General features: G+C 70.2%; 24 protein-coding genes. 8 read left to right on the top strand and 16 right to left on the bottom strand.

Features of this window, described 5'->3' with window-relative positions; genetic code table 11:
* Window positions 1-337: 337 nt before the first annotated feature.
* The 3 genes from ABT008_RS29595 to ABT008_RS29585 all read right to left on the bottom strand — a co-directional run bounded on the left by ABT008_RS29595 (window position 338) and on the right by ABT008_RS29585 (window position 3,414).
* Complete coding sequence (locus ABT008_RS29595; RefSeq protein ID WP_350700473.1) at window positions 338-850, bottom strand: hypothetical protein; 513 nt, start codon at window positions 848-850, stop codon at window positions 338-340.
* Window positions 840-1,823, bottom strand: coding sequence for a hypothetical protein (locus tag ABT008_RS29590; RefSeq protein WP_350700471.1), 984 nt, complete (start codon window positions 1,821-1,823; stop codon window positions 840-842). Before ABT008_RS29590 ends, ABT008_RS29595 begins: the two co-directional genes overlap by 11 nt.
* A gap of 1,009 nt (window positions 1,824-2,832) precedes the next feature.
* The gene (locus ABT008_RS29585) at window positions 2,833-3,414 is read right to left on the bottom strand and encodes a hypothetical protein (RefSeq protein WP_350700469.1); all 582 of its coding nucleotides are present in this window, start codon (window positions 3,412-3,414) and stop codon (window positions 2,833-2,835) included.
* Here ABT008_RS29585 and ABT008_RS29580 point away from each other — a divergent pair.
* Complete coding sequence (locus tag ABT008_RS29580) at window positions 3,413-3,676, top strand: hypothetical protein (RefSeq protein ID WP_350700467.1); 264 nt, start codon at window positions 3,413-3,415, stop codon at window positions 3,674-3,676. The two genes, ABT008_RS29585 and ABT008_RS29580, sit on opposite strands and share 2 nt — an antisense overlap.
* A 964-nt stretch (window positions 3,677-4,640) precedes the next feature.
* Here the strand turns inward: ABT008_RS29580 and ABT008_RS29575 are convergent.
* A complete protein-coding gene (locus tag ABT008_RS29575; RefSeq protein WP_502890522.1) occupies window positions 4,641-4,892 on the bottom strand; it encodes a hypothetical protein in 252 nt (83 codons plus the stop codon).
* A 125-nt stretch (window positions 4,893-5,017) separates the two neighbouring features.
* On the opposite strand from ABT008_RS29575, the gene ABT008_RS29570 reads away from it, so the two are divergent.
* Both ABT008_RS29570 and ABT008_RS29565 read left to right on the top strand, forming a co-directional pair.
* A complete protein-coding gene (locus ABT008_RS29570; protein ID WP_350700465.1) occupies window positions 5,018-5,482 on the top strand; it encodes a hypothetical protein in 465 nt (154 codons plus the stop codon).
* 329 nt (window positions 5,483-5,811) lie between these two features.
* Window positions 5,812-6,036 (top strand): hypothetical protein, encoded by a 225-nt coding sequence (locus ABT008_RS29565; protein ID WP_350700464.1) that lies wholly within the window; start codon window positions 5,812-5,814, stop codon window positions 6,034-6,036.
* Between the two features lie 46 nt (window positions 6,037-6,082).
* Here the strand turns inward: ABT008_RS29565 and ABT008_RS29560 are convergent, their stop codons facing one another.
* The gene (locus ABT008_RS29560) at window positions 6,083-6,901 is read right to left on the bottom strand and encodes an AAC(3) family N-acetyltransferase (protein WP_350700462.1); all 819 of its coding nucleotides are present in this window, start codon (window positions 6,899-6,901) and stop codon (window positions 6,083-6,085) included.
* 48 nt (window positions 6,902-6,949) lie between these two features.
* On the opposite strand from ABT008_RS29560, the gene ABT008_RS29555 reads away from it, so the two are divergent.
* Window positions 6,950-7,231 (top strand): hypothetical protein, encoded by a 282-nt coding sequence (locus ABT008_RS29555; RefSeq protein WP_350700461.1) that lies wholly within the window; start codon window positions 6,950-6,952, stop codon window positions 7,229-7,231.
* A 33-nt stretch (window positions 7,232-7,264) separates the two neighbouring features.
* On the opposite strand, the gene ABT008_RS29550 is transcribed toward ABT008_RS29555, so the two are convergent.
* A complete protein-coding gene (locus ABT008_RS29550) occupies window positions 7,265-8,308 on the bottom strand; it encodes a questin oxidase family protein (protein ID WP_350700460.1) in 1,044 nt (347 codons plus the stop codon).
* A 185-nt stretch (window positions 8,309-8,493) separates the two neighbouring features.
* Here ABT008_RS29550 and ABT008_RS29545 point away from each other — a divergent pair, with 185 nt between their 5' ends.
* The gene (locus ABT008_RS29545; RefSeq protein ID WP_350700458.1) at window positions 8,494-9,723 is read left to right on the top strand and encodes a S8 family peptidase; all 1,230 of its coding nucleotides are present in this window, start codon (window positions 8,494-8,496) and stop codon (window positions 9,721-9,723) included.
* Window positions 9,724-9,953: 230 nt separating this feature from the next.
* Here ABT008_RS29545 and ABT008_RS29540 read toward each other — a convergent pair whose 3' ends face one another.
* Entirely contained in the window at window positions 9,954-10,493 is a 540-nt protein-coding gene (locus tag ABT008_RS29540) for a hypothetical protein (RefSeq protein ID WP_350700456.1), read from the bottom strand.
* Window positions 10,494-10,608: 115 nt separating this feature from the next.
* On the opposite strand from ABT008_RS29540, the gene ABT008_RS29535 reads away from it, so the two are divergent.
* Window positions 10,609-11,841, top strand: a complete 1,233-nt coding sequence (locus tag ABT008_RS29535; RefSeq protein ID WP_350700454.1) for a GNAT family N-acetyltransferase — start codon at window positions 10,609-10,611, stop codon at window positions 11,839-11,841.
* A gap of 19 nt (window positions 11,842-11,860) precedes the next feature.
* Window positions 11,861-12,190, top strand: coding sequence for a hypothetical protein (locus ABT008_RS29530; RefSeq protein WP_350700452.1), 330 nt, complete (start codon window positions 11,861-11,863; stop codon window positions 12,188-12,190).
* Window positions 12,191-12,220: 30 nt separating this feature from the next.
* On the opposite strand, the gene ABT008_RS29525 is transcribed toward ABT008_RS29530, so the two are convergent.
* The 3 genes from ABT008_RS29525 to ABT008_RS29515 form a co-directional block, all read right to left on the bottom strand.
* Window positions 12,221-12,688 carry a ribose-5-phosphate isomerase gene (locus ABT008_RS29525; protein ID WP_350700451.1) on the bottom strand — a complete coding sequence of 156 codons (468 nt, stop codon included), beginning with the start codon at window positions 12,686-12,688 and terminating at the stop codon, window positions 12,221-12,223.
* A 371-nt stretch (window positions 12,689-13,059) separates the two neighbouring features.
* Window positions 13,060-14,265 (bottom strand): DUF1015 family protein, encoded by a 1,206-nt coding sequence (locus tag ABT008_RS29520; protein ID WP_350700449.1) that lies wholly within the window; start codon window positions 14,263-14,265, stop codon window positions 13,060-13,062.
* Between the two features lie 729 nt (window positions 14,266-14,994).
* On the bottom strand, window positions 14,995-15,618 hold the full coding sequence (locus tag ABT008_RS29515) for a mycothiol-dependent nitroreductase Rv2466c family protein (protein WP_350700447.1): 624 nt from the start codon (window positions 15,616-15,618) through the stop codon (window positions 14,995-14,997).
* A 218-nt stretch (window positions 15,619-15,836) separates the two neighbouring features.
* Between ABT008_RS29515 and pepN the strand changes: the two genes are divergently transcribed.
* The gene (gene pepN, locus ABT008_RS29510; protein ID WP_350700445.1) at window positions 15,837-18,386 is read left to right on the top strand and encodes an aminopeptidase N; all 2,550 of its coding nucleotides are present in this window, start codon (window positions 15,837-15,839) and stop codon (window positions 18,384-18,386) included.
* 115 nt (window positions 18,387-18,501) lie between these two features.
* Here pepN and ABT008_RS29505 read toward each other — a convergent pair whose 3' ends face one another.
* The 6 genes from ABT008_RS29505 to ABT008_RS29480 form a co-directional block, all read right to left on the bottom strand.
* Complete coding sequence (locus ABT008_RS29505; RefSeq protein WP_350700443.1) at window positions 18,502-18,915, bottom strand: DUF5130 family protein; 414 nt, start codon at window positions 18,913-18,915, stop codon at window positions 18,502-18,504.
* The gene (ctaJ, locus tag ABT008_RS29500; RefSeq protein WP_502890521.1) at window positions 18,902-19,222 is read right to left on the bottom strand and encodes an aa3-type cytochrome oxidase subunit CtaJ; all 321 of its coding nucleotides are present in this window, start codon (window positions 19,220-19,222) and stop codon (window positions 18,902-18,904) included. The genes ABT008_RS29505 and ctaJ overlap by 14 nt, the downstream gene beginning before the upstream one ends.
* 46 nt (window positions 19,223-19,268) lie before the next feature.
* Window positions 19,269-20,732 carry an amidase gene (locus ABT008_RS29495; RefSeq protein ID WP_350700442.1) on the bottom strand — a complete coding sequence of 488 codons (1,464 nt, stop codon included), beginning with the start codon at window positions 20,730-20,732 and terminating at the stop codon, window positions 19,269-19,271.
* 172 nt (window positions 20,733-20,904) lie between these two features.
* Window positions 20,905-21,921, bottom strand: a complete 1,017-nt coding sequence (locus ABT008_RS29490; protein ID WP_350700440.1) for an amidohydrolase family protein — start codon at window positions 21,919-21,921, stop codon at window positions 20,905-20,907.
* A 2-nt stretch (window positions 21,922-21,923) separates the two neighbouring features.
* On the bottom strand, window positions 21,924-22,448 hold the full coding sequence (locus tag ABT008_RS29485) for a 3-hydroxyanthranilate 3,4-dioxygenase (protein ID WP_350700438.1): 525 nt from the start codon (window positions 22,446-22,448) through the stop codon (window positions 21,924-21,926).
* The gene (locus tag ABT008_RS29480; protein WP_350700505.1) at window positions 22,441-22,905 is read right to left on the bottom strand and encodes a RidA family protein; all 465 of its coding nucleotides are present in this window, start codon (window positions 22,903-22,905) and stop codon (window positions 22,441-22,443) included. Before ABT008_RS29480 ends, ABT008_RS29485 begins: the two co-directional genes overlap by 8 nt.
* Window positions 22,906-23,052: the final 147 nt, after the last annotated feature.

The following is a 23,052-nucleotide window of genomic DNA, read 5'->3' as shown; positions in this document are numbered from 1 at the left end:
GGGGTGCGGCCTGCACTCCGCTGTCGCTCCGCTCCGGCCACAGAACGCCCGGCGGCTGGCGCGGAGAGCGGGGAACCCGGGCCGCCGCAGACGGTAGCGGCTGGAGCGGTTGAGATTCATGGGCCGGCAGCCGGCCGGGCGCGGCGGCCGTTGCACCGCCGCGCCGTAGCGGGAGTCACTGCCGGCTGGGGTGCGGCGCGGAGGATGCGGGGACTGCCCGTGTTGCTCGCGCCGCATCCCCACCCCGGCCTCATCGCTGGCCCGCCAGGCGCGTATCTGCCCGTTCAGCGTCAGACGAGATTGACGGGGCGGCAGCATTGCAAAGCATTCAAAATAGTTAAAGGCGAAACTGTTCGTATGCGGCTTGAGTGCGCTTAAGGGCCATTAGCATAATCAAGAGAAGGTGGCAGATGCTGAACACGGTTACTGTGCTGATTGGTACACCCAGAGCATGGTCCTTCAGGGTCGTGCTTACTCCCACGATAAGCACTGTGGTGGTAAAGAGCCCCACCAGGACGGCGTAAGCGACGTTACCTTGAAGCTGGTCCACTAATTGCGCCGTCTTTCCGCTCTTCGAAATTCGGGGATCATCGGTGATCCGGAGTCCAAGTGTGAAGACGTGAACCAGTAGTCCGAATAGGAGTGCCGTGAAGATCGCAACGCCTGCCAGTAGTCCCTCTACACCCCGGAGGCGAAATTCCGTGAAGAACGCGGCAGTGGCAAGTGTTAGTGGAACTCCAAATAGGCCGAGATAGTCACCTAATCTTGGCCGCTGCTTCGGATCATTCTGGTCGACGAGCGTGCTCAGCTGTTTCTTGATGATCGGTGTCACCGACCACTTAGCGCTCACGGACGGCTCCCATCTTCACTGTAAGCTGGGCCTTTTGCCATTCAGTGGAGTCCCAGTCTCCCGGAAGTTCAAGTCCAAGCTGCTTCGTCAGGACCGGGATAATGCTATGCATCTCGTTATAGACTACAGAATCCTTTGCGCGTTCCTTGCCATCGTGATCAACTGCGTAAACGAGCGCAGGCAAGTCTTCCCTGCCTAGGACTACCTGACGTTCCTGGTCGCCGTCGCTCAGCGTAAGGCGCGTCTCGTCGCCATCTTGCGGGTCGGACAGTCCAAGAAGCTGGTGCGCGTTAAGCTCGCCGCCCAGCAAGCCGTTCTTCATCTTGTTCCCGAGACCCTCGACTCCCCAGCGAGGCTTCGCCTCGTAGACGATCTTCCCAATAACTTCGGGATCAATCCCATCGGCAGGGTCGTGTGAGATTTTATAGCGGACGACTTTTACGCTAGTAAGTTTGGCTCTTTCGCGGAAGGCGCGCCACTGCTCGTTGTCGATAAAACTCTCCGAGTGAAGGATAAGGTCGGAGAATTTTTCCCTGAATGCAGCCTGTAGTTGGCGAAGGAAAATGCTGCCTACTCCGCGATTGCCGTAGCGCTCTGTCAAGAACACGGCAGTCTTCGACCTCTGTAGACAAAGAACCATATTCCGAATAGGAACGGTGGCCGATTCGTCGGTCCCGTACGTGTGAGTAGTTTCGTGGCTTCGAGTGTGGCGGATTCCCCCTTCAAGGCCGAACTTACCGTATTCGGCGTTGAAGTGTATCCGGGCCCCCAGGGGATCGACTTCATCAATAAATAGATAGTCCTCGGCTTTTTCTTCCCGAAGTGGAGCTTTCTTGAGATCCAGCAGAAGGCCGTGAACGAGTGACAAGAGACTGGCCTTTGTGCCGCCGATGTCGTCGAGCGGCAGTCGCTCATTTGGGCGATAGCGCGGCGATACGTGCAGGCCATAGGCGGCGAAGGCGTGCCGACTCATCGAGATCCTCGCGTCAGGGAACGTTGGACGAATGTGTAGGGTATCCAGCCGGACCCTGTCTGCGATATGACTTGTCGCTTGTATGACTAGGGCTTGCGGACATTGACACCTGAACCACGAGGGCCGGGCGGAGGAAGTTCCCCGCGTTGCTTGGCGCTCTCATAAAGGTCAATCGCTGCGCCTCCAGTCATACCCATACGAACCATGAGGTATCGGTCAAGCTCGTAGGCGCAATTGGCGCACACCCACCCGTAGACGGGTTTCGCCGTCCGGCAGCCTCCGCCGCACCGTTCGCACGGCCGGTTCGCCCGCTTCGGCGGCGCGGTGCCCTCGGTCGGCCGACTAGCTTGCTTCGTGCGCCCGAGGGCTCTCCGCTCGCGTTGGCGATGCCGCTTCGTGGAAGCCATGTCGTCCCTCCAAGTCGTAGGACGCATCAATGCTGGCAGATGGGTGTGACATCGACGAGAGAGCGGGCTCCGCAGTTCGGGTCCTGGCCCCATCAGGCGAGGCGAAGCAGCCCGGCGGCAAGCAAAGCCAACAACAACGGCCGACAGGCGACGACACCGTGCCGCTCGTCGGGCTTGGGGCCCACAAGGGGCACAAGACAGCGTGAAACGTCGGCAATCAACGACCAGCGACGTGAGGCCCAGACAGGACGTGGCCAGGGTGTCGAGTAGGCCTTAGCAGGTCAGACGATCGCCCGTCTGATTTCCGCTTCAACTCCACTACTGCCGAAACGTTCTCATTAGGATCAAGGCGGCCCGCAAGCGGGCCGCGCCGGCCCGGTCCCGGCCTGCTGGCGACCTCCGGTCGGCATCGGCCGGGCCGGCCCGCTTGGTCACCGCACGATCAGAAGTACCCGGGGCTCCGCCTCGAACCCCGGCCGTCCTCGGAGATCAGCCGGATCACCTTGCCGGGCACCATTAGGGCTACCAGCCTCCTCGGACGGCGCCGAGGTCGTTCGTCCGAGGAGGCTCGACGGTCTACGACTGCTCGACGAGGCGATCAGTTAGTAGCGCCTCCGCAGTACTCGGCTGCTGGGCCTGCTGGCGCTCCGACATGGCTTGCTCGGCTTCCTCTTATTCGTCTTGGTCCCGGCCACCGGCCGTAGCGCGACGTAGAGGCCGACGATGCCGATCGGTGAACTCAGGAGATCGTTTACCTTCTCCAGCAGCTTGGGGTTATTGGCGTTGAGCGTCCCCGTGATGACTGCCATCAGGACCGCCATTGCGATGAGAGGACCGAAGCGCTCGATCGATCTTGCGGAGGGGTCGAGCCGCCTGGCTAGCAGTAAAAAGCATGCGTACAGGTAGCGGACGAGCAGGAGGGCCCTGTTGGCCTCCTGGTCTCCGTCCTCAGCAGCTGCTTCGGTGTCGCTGAACCAGTTCTCGGGGTCCTCTAGTAGTTCCTCTCCCTCTTCCTTAAGGATCCCCACCACATCGACCGTCGCTAGGTACTTAGCGATCTCCGCCAAGCGGCGGTCGGGATCGAAGTCAAGTTGGGGCATCGTGGCTGCAAGGTGGGCAGACATCTGGGTTAACCGGGCGAGTACCTCGCCAGATGGGGCCGCAGCCCGCGCGATGTCAGCCATGACCTGGCTCGACGGAGCCGCCATCCGCGCGACGTCAGCCATGACCTGCCTCGACGGAGCCGCCGCCCGCGCGAACTCAGCCATGACCTGCCTCGACGGGGCCATCATCCGCGCGACGTCAGCCATGACCTGCCTCGACGGAGCCGCCATCCGCGCGAACTCAGCCATGACCTGCCTCGACGGGGCCATCATCCGCGCGACGTCAGCCATGACCTGGCTCGACGGGGCCGCCATCCGCGCGATTTCAGCCATAAGCTTTTGATGCCGCTGCGGATCCCAGCCGGGAAAGTCCCCACCCACGGCGGTCTTCGTCATAGCTTCCCCCAAAACGTGCCCGCTACGTGCCCGGTCGCCTGGACAGGCAGGGTAAACCAAGGTCAAGAACAGCTGACGACAACGAAGGCCCCCGACCAGCGTTTCCGCAGACCAGAGGCCTTTCCGTTGCCTGTTAACGGGTAGAGGATTCGAAACTCTGTAGCTTTCGCTACAGATTGACAAACCCACCCCATCCGCAGGAGCAAGGTACAACAGATCACCTGGCGTCTGCGATCCGCCCTGCCGACGGCCTCCGGCCGTCCTCGGAGCGTCGCAGCGCCTCGCGGGGAGCGTAAACGATCTTGACTAGGAAAGTCGGTGAAGCCAGGCACCCAGTTGACGGCCCGCTGCGGTGCGGCTGCTGCCTTCCCAGACCGTGTGTCGCAGGTTCATGCGCCTCTCCGTCAGCCTCGTGGTTCTACCAACCTAATCGAGCAGAGGCCTTACGAGCGCGACCAGGCTGGCCGACTTCGCGGGCAGGGCGCTCGGCTGCCGCGCCGCTTCGCGGCTTGCCACCGGGTACCGGGGTCCAGGCACGCGGAGAGCCAGCGGCACGGCAAGCCGCCCCCGGCCCGAAGGCCGGGGGCGGTAAGCCGCACACCGCCGGACAGCCACGCGCCACCGCCCGGCCGTGCCAGCCACGTGCCAGTAACCCGTGTCCCAAGGGGTCAACGGCGGTCATGACCGGGCAACACCACACCCACGCCGACCAGGCGATCCGGGCAGATCACGACAGCCGGAAACGATCTTCCAAACTGACGGTGCGAGTTCGATTCTCGTCGCCCGCTCCAGCACCACCGGCCCAGGTCGACGGCGTTCTCGCCGAACCTGGGCCGTTTCACTCACGGCGGTGTGTCAGCGCGGCCCGCCCTCCGACATCGGCCGATGTAGGGGAACCTCGGTTCGGATAGTCACGCCCGAAAGCCTCTGAGGGCAGCCTCGACGCGCAGGCCGATCCCGGTGGCGACCAGAAAGCCCGCCAGGATGTGCGGCTCAGTCGACCCGGAATCGCTCGACAACGTGATGACAGAGACCAGCAGCCCAACGACCAGGGCCAGGTTGCCGACCACACGGACGGCGGAGGCATGCCTCGGATGAGAACTCATCCGGCGGCCCAGCTCACTCGTCCGCTCGGGCATCCGTTTGGCGTTACTCGAAATCAAGATCCGCTACTCCTTGCACGTCGCCACTCATTCCAGTCCGACGCCACCGGGCTCGCGGGGGCGTCGAGGTTTGCGGAGATCCGTTCACACAGGAGTGTCGGACGGTGGTACCAGTCTTCGACGGCATGGAGCCTCTCGCCGAAAGTCGCATCGTGGTCTGCATCCTCTACGGGCATTTTCTCCTCCGGGACGCGTGGTGCGATGCCGGTGACGACGGGGAGTCGTACCGGGATTCGGAGGGTCAGGTGGCCGGTGCGTCCACGTACCAGATCGTCGTGCGGGCCCCGGCGGATCCGCTGGTGGTGAGTCTTGAGCTGAGGATCTGGAGCGGCGAGCCCGAGCCTGATCGTGGCTCGTGGGACGGGTGTCGACAGTTTGAGCTGCACTGCCCGACCGGAGAGCTGCTCGTCGAGCAGATTACCGCCGGAGCGGCGGCGGAGGTCACTCTCCCGCAAGGGTCCGGGGTGTACGGCGTCCGGGTCCATCGGAGCGGATACGGCGACGCCCAGACGTTCCTCGTCGACCTGTGGTGGCGGACGCCGTTGCCGCCGGACGACGATGACGAGGACTTCTACGGCGATCTTGCGTGACCGGCGTCTGCACCCGGTCCGCCCACTCCAGCACCACCGGCCCAGGTCAGCGGCGTGATCGCCGAACCTGGGCCGCTCCTCTTTGGGTTCGTGAGCTGGTCACTCAGAGCCGCCCGCATCGTGGCGCGGCGACACGGCCGGGCTGTTCACATGCCTGACGTCAGCAGGTGTGCGCTACCGCTACCGTGATGCCCGTGACGATCCACGAGGCGGACGCAACAGCCGCGGACCTCCTGCTCGCTACCGCCGCTGTCGCTCTCGTCGGGTGCGCCGCCTGGCTGGCCGTCCACAGTCGACACAGGTCCACGGTGCGGCTGTTCGGACGAACGATGCATCACCCCCGACTGTGGGCCGCAGGGGCAGCATGCATCGGCTTCTACGCGCTGCTGGGGCTGGGAAACCTGACCGAGGTCACCCCCAGCACGTGGCGTACTCCGAGCCAGTGGGTCGGCGCCGTGCTCCTACTCGGCGCGTTGGCCTTCATGGTCACCTACTGGGTCCGTGAACATCGGGCCCGGCGTCGGAATGCTCCTGAGCATCACGTGGGGCTCTGACGAGCGCGGGGCGAGCAATCGTCGATGTCAGGACGCTCGGCCGGTGTCAGTTCCGGTCGGGGCTGGCTGCGCCCTCGGTGTGGCGGTGGGCGGCCATCCAGGTGGTGGCGAAGTCGACCAGCGCCCGTTGGGACATCAGCCGGGCCGTGGCGTTGCCGACCCGACCGATCGTTGCCGCACCGGTGGCCTCGAAGTCGTCGCCCAGGCGGACGAAGTCGCTCTCGTCGGTGACGATGTCCACCCAGGTCGTCCAGTGGCTCGTACCGTCCGGTTGGCGGACCGAGGAGCCGGTGGCGGCGCGTGGGGACGAGGGTTGCCGCCACTCGGCCAGGTGCAGCGAGGTGTTGGAGTCGTATCCGCAGCCGAGCAGGAGGACTTTGCCGTCGCGCCGGTACACCGCGCCGAGCGGTGAGTGCTCGCCCAGGCCGTCGTCCAGGCGGTGTCCGGCCACGATCTCGGCGGCGTCCGCGCCGAGGGCGGCGAAGGAGAACTGCGGGTGAGTGCTGCGCCGGGCGCCCGGCCAGGTACGCACCACCTCGGGAACGGCGCCCATCCAGCGGCTGGGCGTACGGGACGGGTCGAAGCCGGGGGTCTGCTCGCGGATCACCGGCCACCACGGCTCGGGTACGGGCGGATGCTGCCAGCCGGCCGGGTCCGTGTTGTGGGGTGTGTGCGTGGGTACGACGAGCGTGCCGTCCGCACCGAGCGTCGCCAGCAGGGCGTGCACCAGAGCCTCGATGCCTCCGGCGACGAACCCGAGACTGCGGTTGGACGAGTGCAGAATCAGGACGTCACCCGCGTCGACGCCGAGCGCACGCAGGTCGGCGCTGATCGACTGGACGGTGTGCGGTCTCGCCTGGTCCATCGGACACAGTTTATGCCGGAACAGCAGTTCAGGCGGGGAGGAGCGGGCATGTCGAACGAACCGGAGCCGGGTCTGGTGCCGGAGCACCTGCGGCCGGAGCACGACGACCGGGAGTCGGTGTTGTTGACCGTCGACGGTGAGCAGTTCCGGGTGAGCACGCAGGCGGGTCGGCCGGGGTCGTACGACTTCGACTGGCTCAACGGGCGCAACGACTACGGCTTCGGACTCACCAACTCGGGTGGGCTCGCGTTGACTCGGGACGAGTTGGTGCAGGCGATCCGGGAGTTCCTCGCCGAGATTGATCCGGCGACCGGCTATCTGGCGGAGTGACGGGCGACCCGGCGGGATGCGCGAGGCGAGCCGTCACCATCGCCCGGTCTGTTCCGTCGCCTGGATCGAGGCGGCGAGAAGGGCGGGGTCGCCGGTGGCGGCGTACGCGTCGAGAGCGGTGTCGGCGAACTTGACGGCGTGCGGGCCACCGGCTTCCACCGCCCGATCGACGACGGCGGCGGGATCCAGGTCGGGTGCGGCGATCGGGGCGGGACGACCGGCCGTCGGGGCGTACGCGGCGGTGACCGCTGCGGTGGCGGCCCAGGCGGCGGCGAGACTGTCCGCCCAGAGCGCCCCGGGCAGGGCCGGCAGGGTGCGCAGGACCGCGTTCGGCGCGGTGGCGGCGTGCACCAGCATGACCGGAGCAGCGTACCCGTGGGTGCCGTGCCGGGCGACCGCCGCGTGCACGACGGCGGCCAGACGGACCGGCACGGTGGTCGCTCCCCCGCCGGTGTCCGGATCGGAGGGCACCGCACTGGCCGCCGCCGGCCAGCCGGGCAGGTCGGCGAGTTGGGCCAGGCGGGCTCGGATGCCGAAGCGCTGGTCGGGTACGCGCGGCACCGCGTCGAGCGCGGAACGCGGATCGGTGGCCGGGTACGGTCCGGTGCCGGGCGGCGCGAGCGGCTGCCAGCGAGCCGCCCAGTAGGCCAGCCCCTGGCCGAGTTCCGTCACCCGAGGCGTGGTCTCCTCGTCGAGCAACGCACGCACCGCGTGACCGACCCGGATCACGCCGTGGGTGGCACCGGCGGCGATTCCGGGCAGCAGGCGTGGCCACCAGCGTACGAGCACCTGTCGCCACGGTTCGTCGGCCAGCTCGCGGTCGAAGAAGTCGAGCCAGTCACCGGTGCGTACCGGGTCGCCGAGCGGGTCGCGCCACTCGGCGGCGGCGATGGGCGAGATGCCTCGGGGTCGTTCGTCCAGCCGGTCGGCGTACCCGTCGAGCCACTGGTGCACGGCGGCTTCGTGTCCGTGCCGGGTCAGTGCCTCGACCGTCATCGGTGCGTGGTTGGAGAGCCATCCGTCCCGCTCGGGGCCGGAGTGCCGGAGCCGGTGGTATGCCTCGTCGAGTTCACTCATGCCGAAACGGTAGGAGTTGAAGCTCGATTGAGGTCAAGCAGCGGACCCGATGGGTGAGCGCCCGCGAGATCCTCGGCCGAGCCCCCCGAACCAATCCACGCTCGTGCATATCTCGCTACCATCCTGGCTACCGTCGACGCCTCCACCGGAGAACCCGGACGGGGGCGCAGCCAGGAGGAGGACCCATGCCACTCCCCCGTCCGTTCCGGCGACGTCCGACCGTCACCCGCGCCCCGCTCGCCGTCCTGCTCACCGCCGCCGTCCTGGTCCCGCTGACCGGCGGGCCGGCCGCCGCGACACCGGCCACCGGCGAGATCAGGTACGCCGACGCGGCCACCGCCGTCGCCGGCAGCTACCTCGTCGTGCTCCGCGACGACACCACGGCGCGTACCGGCGTCGCGCCGGTAGCCGTCGCCGACCGGCTGGCCGACCGGTACGCCGGACGCGTCGACCGGATCTTCACCGCCGCGCTGCGCGGGTTCGAGGTACGCCTGACCGAGCCGGCCGCCCGTCGACTCGCCGCCGATCCGGCGGTCGCCTACGTTGAGCAGAACCGGATCGTGACGCTGGCCGACCCGGGGGTGCAGCTCAACCCGCCGTCCTGGGGCCTGGACCGGATCGACCAGCGGAACCTACCCCTGGACGGCCGGTACGCGTACCCGAACACCGCGCCGGACGTACACGCGTACGTGATCGACACCGGGGTGCGGGGCACCCACCGGGACTTCGGCGGACGAGTCGGCACCGGCGTGGACCTGGTCGACGGGCTGCCGGCGGACGACTGCAACGGACACGGGACCCACCTGGCCGGCACGGTCGGCGGCACGCTGCACGGGGTGGCCAAGCGGGTGCGGCTGCACCCGGTGCGGGTGCTGAACTGCGCGGGCAGCGGCAGCACCGCCCAGGTGATCGGCGGGGTGGACTGGGTGACCGCGAACGCCGCCCGACCGGCGGTGGCGGTGCTGGCGCTGGGCGGTGCCGCGAGCAGCGCGCTGGACGCGGCGGTGACCACCTCGATCGCCTCGGGCATCACCTACGCGGTGACCGCCGGCAGCGCCAACGGCAACGCCTGCGCCTACTCGCCCGGTCGGGTGCCGGCCGCGCTCACCACCGCCGGCACCACGATCACCGACGCCCGGATGCCGTCGGGCAACTACGGCTCCTGCCTCGACCTGTACGCGCCCGGCGCGAACATCACCTCGACCTGGCACACCACGGACACCGCCACCGCAACGATCAGCGGCGGTTCACCGGCGACCGCGCACGTCGCCGGATGCGCCGCCCTCGCCCTCCAGGCCAACCCCGGGTGGAGCCCGGCGCAGGTCGCCGCCTACCTGACCGGACGGGCCACGGTCGGCGTGGTCGGCGGCGTGAGCAGCGGCACACCGAACCGCCTGCTCTACTGCGGTCCATGACGGGCCGGCGACCGGTCGCGCAGCCCCGGGGTATTGCCGCGCATGCCCAGCCGGCGGAAAGCACGGACGGGTGTCGCGCACCGGGGATGAACCGCGTCACGCCGGGTAAGCAGGCCGCCGTCCTGGTGGAGTGACGACCTCGGTCGCGGGCTGCGCGACCGCTCCCGGGCGGGTCGGCCGTACGGTCGGCCCGCCCGGTGTCCGTACGGTGTCCCGTCGCGGCGTCGGGCTCAGCTGAACAGCCAGTTCCAGGCGTCCACGATCCACTGGGTCTGTTGCAGGTAGGCGATGCCCAGGCCGGTCAGGAAGACCGCCGTGACCAGGTGCGCGCCCCGGGCACTGCGGCGTACCCGACCGAGTTGCCGTTCCAGCACCAGCCGGCCGATCAGCCGGGTGAGCGCGAACAGACCGGCCCCGACCAGCAGGCTCAGGATGAAGATCAGGAACGGGCCGACCAGGTCGCCGCCGCCCGAGATCGCCCAGATCCCCCAGCACACGAACGCGACCAGCGCGCCGGCCGCACTCCACTCCCCGCCGCGCTTGAGCTGGGCCACGTGCCAGCTCAGCGGGCGGCGCGGCGCGGGCTCACCCGGCCAACCGGTGCCGGTCGGCTCGTGGTCCACCACCGGGAACGGCTCGGTACGCGGCGCGTGCGCACCGACCGAGGCCACACCCCGCCGGTACGGGTCACGCTGCGGCGGAATGCCCGCATCGGACTGCGGCGGCACCTCGACGGTGCGCTCCGCCCACGGCTGCGTCTGGTCGGCCATGTCGTCGTTCCCTCCCCCTGGACCGGCGGCGGCCACCGGCCACCGCTGGAGACTTCGAGAGTAACGAGCGCGCAAATCGGTCGCCCGACCCGCGTCGATCAGCTAGACACGAGCGGTGACCACCTTTGCTCCCACCATCAGCGCCGGCCGCCCCGAGGACTACGACGACATCGGCCGTTTCCTCGGCGTGCTGTTCCACCACGCGGTCGACCCCGAGTCCCACGAGACCGAACGGGCGATCTTCGAGCCGGAACGCGCCCTGCTGGTCCGCGACGGGTCGGAGTTGGTGGCCAGCGCCGCCGCGTACAGCCGGGACCTGGGTGTGCCCGGCGGCGAGATGCCGGCCGCGCACGTCACGCTGGTCGGTGTCGCGCCCACCCACCGGCGGCAGGGCCTGCTCAGCGCGATGATGCGCCGGCAGCTCCGGGAGATCCACGACGCCGGGCGGGAGCCGGTCGCGGTGCTCTGGGCAAGCGAGGGGCGGATCTATCCCCGCTTCGGGTACGGCCTGGCCGCGCAACGGTTGATGATCAACGGGGAGACCACCGAGCTGCGCCTGCCGGCGCCGACGCCGGACGAGGGCCGGCTCCGCCTGGACCGGCCCGCCGACCGGCAGGCCGACCTCGCGACGGTCTACGACCGGGTCCGCGGCGACCGGCCCGGCTGGTCGGCGCGGGACGAACGCTGGTGGCGGTACGTGCTGACGGACCCGGAATCGCAGCGCAGCGGCGCCACCGAGCTGCGGGTGGTGCTGCACGAGGGGCCGGACGGGGTCGACGGCTACGGACTGTTCCGCACCAAGAGCGAGTGGAACAACGCCGGGCCGAAGGGCGTGACCACGGTCGAGGAGGTGGTGGCGGCCACCCCGGCGGCGTACCGGTCGATCTGGCGGATGCTGCTCTCGATCGACCTGACGCGACAGGTCGTGGTGCGGCGGGCGGCGGTGGACGAGCCGCTGCTGCGGATGGTGAACGAACCGCGCATGCTCGTCGCCCAGATGAGCGACGCACTCTGGGTACGGGTGGTGGACGTGCCGGCCGCGCTCGCCGCCCGGCGCTACGCCACCGACGTCGACGTGGTCGTCGAGGTGGACGACGAACTGCTGCCCGAGAACACCGGCCGGTGGAGGCTGCGCGGCGGGCCGGACAAGGCGGAGTGCACCCGTACCGACGACCCGGCTGACCTCGCCTGCGACGTACGCTGCCTCGGCGAGCTGTTCCTCGGCGGCGTCGGCCTGGGCGCGCTGGCCGACGCCGGTCGGGTACGCGAGCTGCGCCCGGGGGCGCTGGCCGCCGCCGACCCCGCCTTCGGCTGGCACCGCGCCGCGTCCGCCCTGGAGGTGTTCTGACGGCGGGTACGGTGCAGGGATGGCGGACGCGGAGCGACGACGGCGACGGCACCGGCATCACGGCGGGCCGGACGCGCCCACCGACGGCGGCACCACGGCGACCACCGCGAACGTGCACGACGGCGGTGAGCCGCCGCCGCGCGGACGGCGCGGCGGCGGCCCGGCCGAAGAGGGCGAGCGGGGGCTGCGCGGACTGGTCGGCTCCGGCTCGTCGCAGGTCAACGTGACCGCGGCGATGCGGGCCCGGGACGCCGCCCGGCCCACCGACGAGGACCTGGCCGAGGCAGCCGCCCGGATGGTCATCGTCCGCCGGAACTGGACCCCCCGCGACGAGCTGCCCCGCCGCTGACGTCTGCCGGCGGCCTGCCCGGTCGCACGCTCAGGGCAGGTCGGGTAGCTTGCGGGTGCGCTCGTAGTCGGCCACCTGGGCGATCCGGCGGGCGTGCCGGTCGCTGCCGGAGAACGCGGTGGTGAGGAACGCCTCGACGATCGCGGTCGCCTCGTCCAGCGTGTGCTGGCGCGCGCCGACGGCGACCACGTTGGCGTCGTTGTGCTGCCGCCCGAGTTGCGCGGTCTCCACGCTCCAGGCCAGCGCCGCCCGGACCCCGGCCACCTTGTTCGCGGCGATCTGCTCGCCGTTGCCGGAGCCGCCGATCACCACGCCCAGGCTGCCCTCGTCGGCCACCACGCGGGTGCCGGCGTGCAGGCAGAAGGCCGGGTAGTCGTCGTCCGGGTCGTAGGCGTGCGGACCCACGTCGACCACCTCGTAGCCCTCCTTGGCGAGGTGGTTGGCCAGGTGCACCTTCAGCTCGAAACCGGCGTGATCGGATCCCAGGTAGACGCGCATACCGGGCAGTCTGTCAGGCCCGCCGTGGCGCACCGAGCGGGGGCGGTGCCCCGACCCGCTGAGCGGGAGCCCGTGCCCCGGCCCGGTACGGGACCGACTCCTCGCCCGCTGCGGGGCACCTGCCGTCCTTCGCCGGTGACGGCGGCCCACCGTCCCGCAACGCACGCCGTCCCGCAATGCACCCAGTCCCGCAATGCACGCCGTCCCGCAACGCGCCTCGGCCCCGCCCGGCCGTGGCGGCTGGGCGGGGCCGAAATCCCGCGACGGCGGGCGGAGCCGAGGTCACGTGACGGCGGGCGGGGCCGGACCTCCGCTACGCGGGCGGGCCGGGGCCGGTCGTGCCGTGGCGACGGGCGGGATTGGGTGTCGCGTCAGGAACGGTCGGCAAGCTCGGCGACGACCAGGCCGCCGCGTGCCTTCGGGGTGAACCAGGTGCTCTTGCGCGGCATCTTCTCCCGGGCCAGGTTGACCGCGACGAAGTCGTCCACGGTCACCGGCGCGACGAGCACGGCCAACTCGGCCCGGCCGGCCTCGACCTCGCCGGTCAGCCAGCTCGCCGGGTAGTCACCGCCGACGTAGGTGATCCGCTTGTCGCCCGGGTCCAGCCCCAGGGCGTCGCGTAGCAGCAGCCGCTCGACCAGGGCGTGGTCCAGGTTCTCCAGCCGGTTGGCGCCGGTGTGCGGCAGCGTCACCGCGTACGCCCGGCCGGGAAGCTGGAGCACGACGGTGCCGCCGGTGGTCGGGACCTCGGCCGGGCCGGTGACGTCGGTAACCTCGGCGCCTGCGGCGCGCAGCCGGTCGAGCAGCTCGTCGGGGGTGGTGGTCAGCTCGCTGACCAGGCGGTTGTACGGCTGGATGGCCACCGAGGCGGGCGTGGTGACGACCGCCAGGAAGCGCGGCAGGCCACCGGTCTGGGCGGCCAGGCTGCGGTGGTTGCCGTCGGCGACGACCAGTTCGCCGCCGCCGGCCAGCGCGGTCAGCTCGTCCTGGCGCGGCCCCGGCCCGAGCAGCCAGATGGCGTGCGTACGGCCGGACTGGTCGGTGTCGGTGGCGGCGGGCGCACCGGCGGCGTCGGTGGCGGCGGCCAGTGCGGCGTGCAGTTCGTCGCCCCGCCCGGTCTGCAACAGCAGCACCGGCGAGAGCAGGTGACTCAGCGTCTCGGCCAGCGCGACGCGCTCGCGCACCTTCGCAATGAAGACGTCCTCGTTGCGGATGACCAGACCCGGCTCGTCGGCGCGGGTGGAGATCTGGTCGGTGTCGACCATCGCCCACAGCCCGTACGCGGAGTCCTCACCGGGTGCGCTGATGCGGTACAGCACCACCACCTGCTCGGCCGGCGTGTAACTGCCGTCGGCCTTCGCCTCGGCCAGCCGGGTCACCGCGTCCGGCAGGGCGTCGGCGAAGGACTTGCCGAGACTCTCCGGAGCCCGGTGCGGCATCTCGATGCCGAGGGCGCTGTGCGGGTTCGCCTCGACGATCGCGGTGATCTCCGCGTCGTCGGCGAACTCGTCGTAGTTCTGGGCGCCGGTGCCGCCCGTGGTGATCCAGGCCCGGTTGATCGGGTGCACGACCGTCATGTCCGCTGACGCTACCGGCGGCGATGACAGCCCCACCCGCCGACCCGCACTCCGTCCACCAGTTGGCGCAAGGAAGGGCACCTTATTAACGCCTCAGGTAGAGCAGGGGACCCTTGTTAACACTCAGGCTCGGTGCTCTGTTGATGCCGACCTCGGGCGCCTGATGCCGATTGGCGGGTGCCGGACGCCGGCTGGCGAGCACCTGGTGCCGGTTGGCGGGCGTCTGATGCCGGTTGACCAGCGCCGGATGCCGGCTGGCCGGCGTCGACAGCGCGGCGGGCAGCCCGCCCCGGCCGTGGGCTCTGGTCGCGCAGGTCCCGGTCCGGTGGGGTCAGGCGGGAGGTGGCGGGTACCCGGGCCACGCCCACCACACCCGATCCGGTCGACACCCGGTTCAGGCCGTCGGCAGGGCCCTTCCTGGGGGCCGGCCAGCGCAGGTCGACCGCCTTCCGGTCCACGCCGCTCCCGCGTTCTTCCCACCACTGCAGGTCGTCGACGGGCGCACGGTGTTTGGCCATGGCTACCTCCACGTGCTGCGGTGAGCGGCCGGCAGCCGTGACGGGCCGCCGGATCGCCGCTGCGGACACCTGGTGAAACGAGCCCACGGAGCCGGCGGTGACGCGGCGGCACGGCGGCGGCACCGGCGGTACGGCGGCAGCACCGGTGCTTGTTGTTAAGAAGGGACCCCTGCTCTACCGGAGGCGTTAACAGGGGGCCCTTCCTTACACATCAGTCGAAGATGGGGTCGATGTCGCGGCTGCGCTTGAGTTCGAAGAAGCCGGGCGTGCCGGCGACCAGCATCACGCCGTCCCAGAGTCGGCCGGCGGCCTCGCCCTTGGGGGCCGGGGTGACCACCGGGCCGAAGAAGGCGACCTGCTTGCCGTCCGGACCCGGGGCGTGCACCACCGGGGTACCGACCTCGGTGCCGACCGGGCGCATCCCCGCCTCGTGGCTCTCCCGCAGCGCCGCGTCCAGGGTGGCGTCGTCGGCCGCCGAGGCCAGCGCCGGGTCCAGTCCGGCGTCGGTCAACGCGGCGGCGTAGAGCTCCGGGCCGCGCTCCTCCTTGCCGAGGTGGATCCGGGTACCCATGGCGGTGTAGAGGTTCCGGACGGCGTCCGGGCCGTACCGCTGCGAGACGGCGATGCAGACGCGGACCGGACCCCAACCGGTCTTCATGATCTCCTGGTACGGCTCGGGCAGTTCCCGCCCCTCGTTGAGCACCGACAGGCTCATCACGTGGTAGCGGACGTCGATGTCGCGGACCCGCTCCACCTCCAGCAGCCATCGGGAGGTGATCCACGCCCATGGGCAGATCGGGTCGAACCACATGTCGACACTGACACGCTCGTTCACGTTTAGGTCCCTTCGCTACGGAGATGCCGATTCGACCGGCCTATCACGCATCTTTACTCCGCACGGGTGCGATCGGCCGGTATTGGACCGCGTGACCTCGCCCACCGACGGGTCTTGACGCATGGAAGACTCAGGATCGGACCGGCCGTCACGAGCGGTCGACGGCTGAGGTGACCGTGACGTGCGGCGATAGTGGGATGGAGACGAACGTGCCGGGAGTGCGCAACCTGACACAGGTCGAGGCGACCGAGCGGGCCCGACTGCTCGACGTGACCGGGTACGACATCAACCTGGACCTGTCCAGCGCCGTACACGCGGCCGGTGGCCGCACCTTCCGATCGACCACCGAGGTGCGATTCCGGTGCAGCGAGCCGGGCGCCAGCACGTTCATCGAGGTCGCTGCGGACTCGGTACGCTCGGCGACGCTCAACGGCGACCCGGTCGACCTGGCCGACTGGTCGGCCGAGAAGGGGCTGACCCTGACCGGTCTGGCCGAGGAGAACACGCTGGTCGTCGACGCCGACTTCGCGTACTCCAGCTCGGGGCAGGGCCTGCACCGCAGCGTCGACCCGGTCGACGGCGAGACCTACCTCTACTCGCAGTTCGAGACCGCCGACGCGCAGCGCACGTACGCCTGCTTCGACCAGCCCGACCTGAAGAGCGTCTACACCTGGCACGCCACCGTCCCGGAGCACTGGAAGGTCGTCTCCAACATGCCGGTGGAGCGCGAGGAGGCGGCGGGTGAGGGTCTCAAGACCCTGCACTTCACCACCTCACCGCGGATGAGCACCTACATCACCGCGCTCTGCGCCGGGCCCTACCACGAGGTCAGGTACGTCCACGACGGCATCGACCTGGGCTACTTCTGCCGGGCCAGCATGGCGCAGTACCTCGACGCCGAGGACCTGAACCTGATCACGACGCAGGGCTTCGACTTCTTCCACGAGCAGTTCGGGGTGCGCTACCCGCTGCCCAAGTACGACCAGGTCTGGGTGCCGGACTTCAACGCCGGTGCGATGGAGAACTTCGGCTGCGTCACGCACGCCGAGTCGTACTACCTGTTCCGCTCGCAGGTCACCGACTACGAGTACGAGCAGCGGGCCAACACGATCCTGCACGAGCTGGCGCACATGTGGTTCGGTGACCTGGTCACCATGCGCTGGTGGAACGACCTGTGGCTGAACGAGTCGTTCGCCGAGTGGGCCAGCCACTGGTGCAACACGCACGCGACCCGCTTCACCGAGGCGTGGACGACGTTCCTGTCCATCCGGAAGAACTGGGGCTATCGGCAGGACCAGCTCTCCTCCACCCACCCGGTGTACTGCGAGATGCCGGACCTGGAGGCGGTCGAGGTCAACTTCGACGGCATCACCTACGCCAAGGGCGCCAGTGTGCTCAAGCAGCTCGTGGCGTACGTCGGTGAGGAGCCGTTCCTGGCGGGTCTGCGGGCGTACTTCGCCAAGCACGCCTGGGGTAACGCCACCTTCGACGACCTGCTCACCGAGCTGGAGACCGCCTCCGGGCGCAAGCTGCGCACCTTCGCCACCCAGTGGCTGGAGACGGCGCAGGTCAACACGCTGCGGCCGGAGCTGACCATCGGCGAGGACGGCACGTACCAGCGGGTCCTGGTCCGCCAGGAGGCGCCGCAGGGACACCCGACGCTGCGGACCCACCGGATCGGGGTGGGCCTGTACGACCTCACCGACGGCCGGCTGGTGCGCCGCGAACGGTACGAGGTGGACGTCGACGGCGAGTCGACCGAGCTGACCGCACTCGCCGGGGTGCGCGCCGCCGACGTGCTGCTGCTCAACGACGACGACCTCACATACACCAAGCTGCGCCTGGACGAGCGGTCGATGTCGACGGTGGTGCAGCACATCGCCGGCTTCGAGTCGTCGCTGGCGCGCGCGCTGTGCTGGACGGCCGCGTGGGACATGACCCGCGACGCCGAGTTGGCCACCCGCGACTACGTGGCGCTGGTGCTGGCCGGGCTGCCGGCGGAGCGGGACATCAACCTGGTCACCGCCACGCTGCGCCAGGTCAGCACCGCCATCACCTTCTACGCCGACCCGGACTGGGCGCCGACCGGCTGGGCCGACCTGGCCCGGACCGCGCGGACCGCGCTCGCCGCCGCCGAGCCCGGCAGCGGCTTCCAGCTGGCCTGGGCCCGGGCGTACGTCTCGGCGGCCCGCTCCGGGGAGGACCTGGCGGTCCTGCGCGGCTGGCTGGATGGCTCCGAGGTGACCGCCGGGCTGACCATCGACACCGAGCTGCGCTGGAGCGTGTTGCAGTCGCTGGTCGCCAACGGTGTGGCCGGTGTGCCGGAGATCGAGGCCGAGCTGGCCAAGGACAAGACCTCCAGCGGCGAGCGGGAGGCCGCGTACGCGCAGGCTCTGCTGCCCACCGCGGAGAACAAGGCCGCGGTCTGGGCCCAGCTCACCGGCGCCGAGGCGCTGCCGAACTGGCGGAACCGGGCGCTGCTGCAGGGCTTCACCCACCCCACCCAGGTCGAGCTGATCACGCCCTACCGGGACCGGTACTTCGCCTCGGTCGGGCAGGTCTGGGCGCGCCGGGACAGCGAGCCGGCGCAGGAGTTCGCGATGCTGGTGTACCCGGCGTACCTGGTCGACGACGACACGGTCGAGGCCACCGACGCCTGGTTGGCGCAGGAGGGCCACCCGGGGCCGCTGCGTCGGCTGGTGGCCGAGGGCCGCGACGGTGTGGTGCGGGCGCTCGCGGCCCGCGCCCGGGACGCCCGCAGCGCCTGACCGCACGACGTTGCGGCGGGCCGGTCGGCCCGCCGCACGGGCGCGGAACCTCGCACGGACACGAGAGAGCCCGGTCCCACCTCAGGTGGGGCCGGGCTTCGTCGTAGCCGAACGGTCAGGCGTTGCCGGCGTACCGGGAGAGCTGGTCGAGCCCCTGGATGATGCCGCCGGCCAGGTCACCGCCGCCGAACGAGGCCACCATCGACAGTGCGGCGATCTTGGCGTACGTGTCCGGCACCCGCTTGCGGGCGTGCCGGCCGGTGACGATCTCCAACTGCCGCTGGTTCGGCGAGACCGCGATCAGCACCGAACGGTCGGGGTCGGCGAGCTGCCGGTGCAGCCGCTCGGCGTGCTCGCGGACCGGCTCGTCGAGGCCACCCACGAAGACCGAGAAGGTCAGGCCGGTGGTCTGGTCGGCCAGGCGCAGCGCCTCGTCGATGCGCAGCAGCTGGCGGGTCGAGAACGGGCCGTCGAGCACGTCGGGCGGGGTGCCCGTACCGGTCTCGGGCTGCTTCTCACCAACGGTCACTTGCGCCTCCGGTCCCACCGGCCGGCGCCTCGACGCCGGCCTGCTCCTGCTTGCGGCTGCTCAGCGCGGGCGCCTGTGCCCCCGCCGCCAGCGCGGTGCCGGCCGAGTCGGCCAGTTCCTCCGGCTTGCCGAGGAACCACACCGGCGTGAAGCTGAAGGGTCGGCCCGGCCGGTAACGCTTGGCACCGCCGCCACTACCGCCACTACCGCTGCGGCTGCCCGCGTAGACGAGGCCGGCGATCACCAGCACGACGGCTACCGGGATGCCGACGAAGACCAGCAAGGTGTCGGTTACAGACAATCCCAACGCCCCCAGGCGGAAAGAGAGAACTTCGACCGGGCCGGGTGGCGGGTCACCGCGGTGACCTCCCGACTCCGCTGCCATTCACGTTAGCGGAGCCCACGCCCCGCCAGACCGGCGGGTGGCGATCCCACCCGCCACTCGAACCCTCCAGTTGCGCAGCCGTCGCGATGAGTCTCGCGTCGTCGCCGTACCGACCGGTCAGCAACACCCCGACCGGCAACCCCTCTGCGGTCACCCCCACGGGCAACGAGACCGACGGCTGGCCGGTGACGTTGAAGACGGCACAGTACGGGGAGAACCGCCGTTGCAGGTCGAAATCCTCCTCCGGCGTACGGCCTTCGGTGAACCAGCCGACGGGTGCCTGCGGGGCCGCCAACGTGGGGCAGAGCAGCAGGTCACAGTCGGCGGTGCGGCGCGCGCCGAGGCGTACCTGCGCCTGGAGTTCGCCGAGTGTGGCGCTGAGCGTGCCGGCGGAGATCCCGCCGCCCCGGGCCCGCAGGAAGCGGGTCAACGGCAGCAGGTCGGTCTCCCGCTCGGGCGGCACCGGCGCGAGCGCGAGGACGTACCAGACGACCTCGAACAGCGGCCAGACCTGAGGCCCGAGTGGCGGTGGCACCTCGACCACCTGGTGACCGGCGGCGGTGAGCAGCGTCACGGCCCGGTCCACGGCGGCGACGCAGTCCGGGTGGACCGGCTCGTCGGCGAGCATCGGCGCGGTGAACCGGCCCACCCGCAACTGTCCCGGGTCGGCGGCGCGGGCGGCGCCCAGGTAGCCGCCGGCCGGCGGCGGTGGCGGCAGGTACGGCTCGCCGGGCACCGGCTGGGCGAGCACGTCGAGCAGGGCGGCCACGTCGGCGACGGTACGACCGATCGGGCCGCTGGTGGGCAGCCCGAACGCGCCGGAGCCGAGCGGACCGCCGGAGACCACGCCCCGGCTCGGCTTGTAGCCGATCAGACCGCACAGGGACGCCGGGATGCGTACCGATCCCCCGCCGTCGGAGCCCTGCGCCACCGGCACCAGCCCGGCCGCCACCGCAGCCGCCGCGCCGCCGCTGGAGCCGCCGGCGGTGTACGCCAGGTCCCACGGGTTGCGGGCCGGTGGGGCCACCAGCCCCTCGGAGTAGAGCGAACAGCCCAGTTCGGAGGTGGTGGTCTTGCCGAGGCTGACCAGGCCGGCCGCCCGGACGAACCGCACCACGTCGGCGTCGACCGGCGGGACCAGGTCGGCGAAGGCGGCCGACCCGAAGGTGGTGCGCACGCCGGCCGTCAAGGTCAGGTCCTTGATCGCGGTGGCCACCCCGTGCAGCGGTCCCCGCCGGTCGGCGGGGGTGGCGTCGGCGGCCCGCGCGGCCTCGCGCGCCGACTCGGCGGTGACCGTGACGAAGGCGCCCACCGTGTCGCCGAGGGCGTCGACCCGGTGCAGGTAGTGCTCGACCATCTCCAGGCTGGTCAGCTCGCCGCGACCGATCGCGGCGGCCTGCTCCAGCGCGGTCAGGTCGTGCGGCTCGGCCATGTCGTCATCCTGCCGCGCCGATACGCCGCTCGCACCCGTCACGCGCCGGAACGCGCCCGGGCGCTGCGTGCCGGGCACCGGGCGCCGTGTGCCGGAAGCACGCCGAGCGCTGGATGCCGGAAGCACGCCGGGGGCTTGGCGTTAGGAAGGGACCCCTGCTATGCACGAGGCGTTAGTAGGGGGCCCTTCCTTGCAGGAAGTGCAGGGCGTTGCCGCACAGCAGGCGGGCGCGTTGGGCGTCGGTGAGGAAGTCGGCCTGGTGGATTACCCGGCCGGCCGGACGCTCGCCCAGCGGGTACGGGTAGTCGCTGCCGAGCAGCACCCGGTCCACGCCCATGGTGTCGACCAGCAGCCGCAACGCCGGGGTCGAGAAGACCACCGAGTCGACGTAGAACCGGTCCAGGTAGCTGCTGGGCGGGGCGGCGGAGGCACCGCGTACCAGGTCGCCCCGGCGGTGCCAGGCGTTGTCGGCCCGCCCCACCCAGTACGGGAAGCTGCCGCCACCGTGGGCGAAGCAGATCCGCAACGTCGGCGGCACCTTGTCGAAGACTCCGCCGAGGATCATCGACAGCACCGACAGGTGCGTCTCGGCGGGCATGCCGGTGAGCCAGCGCGCCATCCACCGGTCGAGTCGGGGCCCGCCGGGCATGTCCCACGGGTGTACGAAGACCGGCGCGCCCACCTCGGCGCAGTGGGTCAGGAACGCCACGATGCCGGCGTCGTCCAGATCCCGGTCGCCGACGTGGTTGCCGATCTCCACGCCCACGTGCCCGGCCGCCAGGCAACGGTCGAGTTCGGCGCAGGCCGCGTCCGGGTCCTGCAACGGCACCTGGCAGAACGACAGCAGCCGGTCGCCACCGGCCGAGGTGACCTCCAGGGTGAGGTCGTTGAAGATCCGGGCCACCCGGACCGCCTGCTCGGCCGGGCGGTCGTAGCCGAAGAACACCGGCGTGGGCGAGACCACCTGCACGTCCACCCCGTCGGCGGCCATGTCGGCGAGCCGGGTCGGCGCGTCCCAGCACTCGGCGCCGACCGGCCGGAACTCGGTCTCCCCCACCATGATCATGGCAGCGCGTTCCGAGTCGACCCGCAGCCAGGGCCAGCCGGACCCGCCGCAGGCCGCGGCGAGGTCCGGCCATCCCTTGGGTACGACGTGGGTGTGCACGTCCACCACGGTGGGTGCCGTCATCGTCAGCCCTTGCCCGGGTGCAGCGTGCCGCACCGCTCGCAGGTCCGCGCCGCCTCGTCGGCGTAGAAGGCGCCGAAGACGGGCGGCAGGTCGGCGGCGATGTCGCGGACCTGCAACTCGACCTCGTGCACCTTGTGCCCGCACTCGGGGCAGTACCACTGGAACTTCTCCAGCGTCCCCTCGGCGCGGACCCGCTCCACCACCATCCCGATCGAGCCGGGCTCGGGCCGCTGCGGCGAGTGCGGGGTGTTGCGCGGCAACATCCACATCTGGCCCTCGCGCACGTGCACCGTACGCGGCCCCTCCGGGGTCATCAGGTTGATGTGCATGTTGCCCTTGACCTGATAGAAGAACTCCTCGTACGGGTCGACGTGGAAGTCGGTGCGCTGGTTGGGCCCACCCACCACCATGACGATGAAGTCGTCGGAGCCGGGGAACATCTCCTTGTTTCCGACCGGCGGCTTGAGCAGGTGCTGGTTGTCGGCGATCCAGCCGGGAAAGCTGAACGGCTCGGCGATCTCACTCACGACTACCTCCTCCGGGAAGCAGGGCCACGGCTTGCATCTCGATCAGCAGGTGGGGATGCGGCAACTGGTGCACGGCCACGGTCGTCCGGGTCGGCCCGGTGGCGTCGAAGAACTCCGCCCACACCTGGTTGTACCCACCGAAATCATTCATGTTGACCAGGTACGACGTCACCTGCACCAGGTCGGTCAACTCGGCGCCGACGGATCGCAGCAGGTCACCGATGTTCTCGATGACCGCGCGCGTCTGCACCCGGATGTCCAGGTCGGTGGTCCCGAACTCGTCCACCGACACGCCGGCGAAGCTGTTGTCCGGCAGCCGCGACGACGTCCCGGACACGAACACGAACCCCCCGGCCACCTTCACATGCGGAAAGGCCCCCCGAGGCACCGCCTTCCCGGAAACCACCCGCCCCGATTCAGCCCCCACACCACACCCCCACCAACAGACGAAGCCCACCCAACGAAGCAACACGACCGCCCACCACCCCAGCCGCACCCCCACCCAGCGGAGCAACACGACCGCCCACCACCCCAGCCGCACCCCCACCCAGCGGAGCAACGCGAACGCCCACCACCCCAGCCGCACCCCCACCCAGCGGAGCAA

Origin of the sequence: Micromonospora sp. NPDC002389 (genome assembly GCF_040296095.1) — a bacterium.
Lineage (GTDB): Bacteria > Actinomycetota > Actinomycetes > Mycobacteriales > Micromonosporaceae > Micromonospora.
Note: the sequence above shows the minus strand (reverse complement) of the source record. Positions and strands in the feature narration are given on the sequence as shown.

Coding starts and splice junctions, on each gene's coding strand:
- ABT008_RS29590 (WP_350700471.1), bottom strand. CDS start 1,823: ATGAGTCGGCACGCCTTCGCCGCCTATGGCCTGCACGTATCGCCGCGC.
- ABT008_RS29580 (WP_350700467.1), top strand. CDS start 3,413: ATGACCTGGCTCGACGGAGCCGCCATCCGCGCGACGTCAGCCATGACC.
- ABT008_RS29585 (WP_350700469.1), bottom strand. CDS start 3,414: ATGGCTGACATCGCGCGGGCTGCGGCCCCATCTGGCGAGGTACTCGCC.
- ABT008_RS29570 (WP_350700465.1), top strand. CDS start 5,018: ATGGAGCCTCTCGCCGAAAGTCGCATCGTGGTCTGCATCCTCTACGGG.
- ABT008_RS29565 (WP_350700464.1), top strand. CDS start 5,812: ATGCATCACCCCCGACTGTGGGCCGCAGGGGCAGCATGCATCGGCTTC.
- ABT008_RS29560 (WP_350700462.1), bottom strand. CDS start 6,901: ATGGACCAGGCGAGACCGCACACCGTCCAGTCGATCAGCGCCGACCTG.
- ABT008_RS29555 (WP_350700461.1), top strand. CDS start 6,950: ATGTCGAACGAACCGGAGCCGGGTCTGGTGCCGGAGCACCTGCGGCCG.
- ABT008_RS29550 (WP_350700460.1), bottom strand. CDS start 8,308: ATGAGTGAACTCGACGAGGCATACCACCGGCTCCGGCACTCCGGCCCC.
- ABT008_RS29545 (WP_350700458.1), top strand. CDS start 8,494: ATGCCACTCCCCCGTCCGTTCCGGCGACGTCCGACCGTCACCCGCGCC.
- ABT008_RS29540 (WP_350700456.1), bottom strand. CDS start 10,493: ATGGCCGACCAGACGCAGCCGTGGGCGGAGCGCACCGTCGAGGTGCCG.
- ABT008_RS29530 (WP_350700452.1), top strand. CDS start 11,861: ATGGCGGACGCGGAGCGACGACGGCGACGGCACCGGCATCACGGCGGG.
- ABT008_RS29525 (WP_350700451.1), bottom strand. CDS start 12,688: ATGCGCGTCTACCTGGGATCCGATCACGCCGGTTTCGAGCTGAAGGTG.
- ABT008_RS29520 (WP_350700449.1), bottom strand. CDS start 14,265: ATGACGGTCGTGCACCCGATCAACCGGGCCTGGATCACCACGGGCGGC.
- ABT008_RS29495 (WP_350700442.1), bottom strand. CDS start 20,732: ATGGCCGAGCCGCACGACCTGACCGCGCTGGAGCAGGCCGCCGCGATC.
- ABT008_RS29490 (WP_350700440.1), bottom strand. CDS start 21,921: ATGACGGCACCCACCGTGGTGGACGTGCACACCCACGTCGTACCCAAG.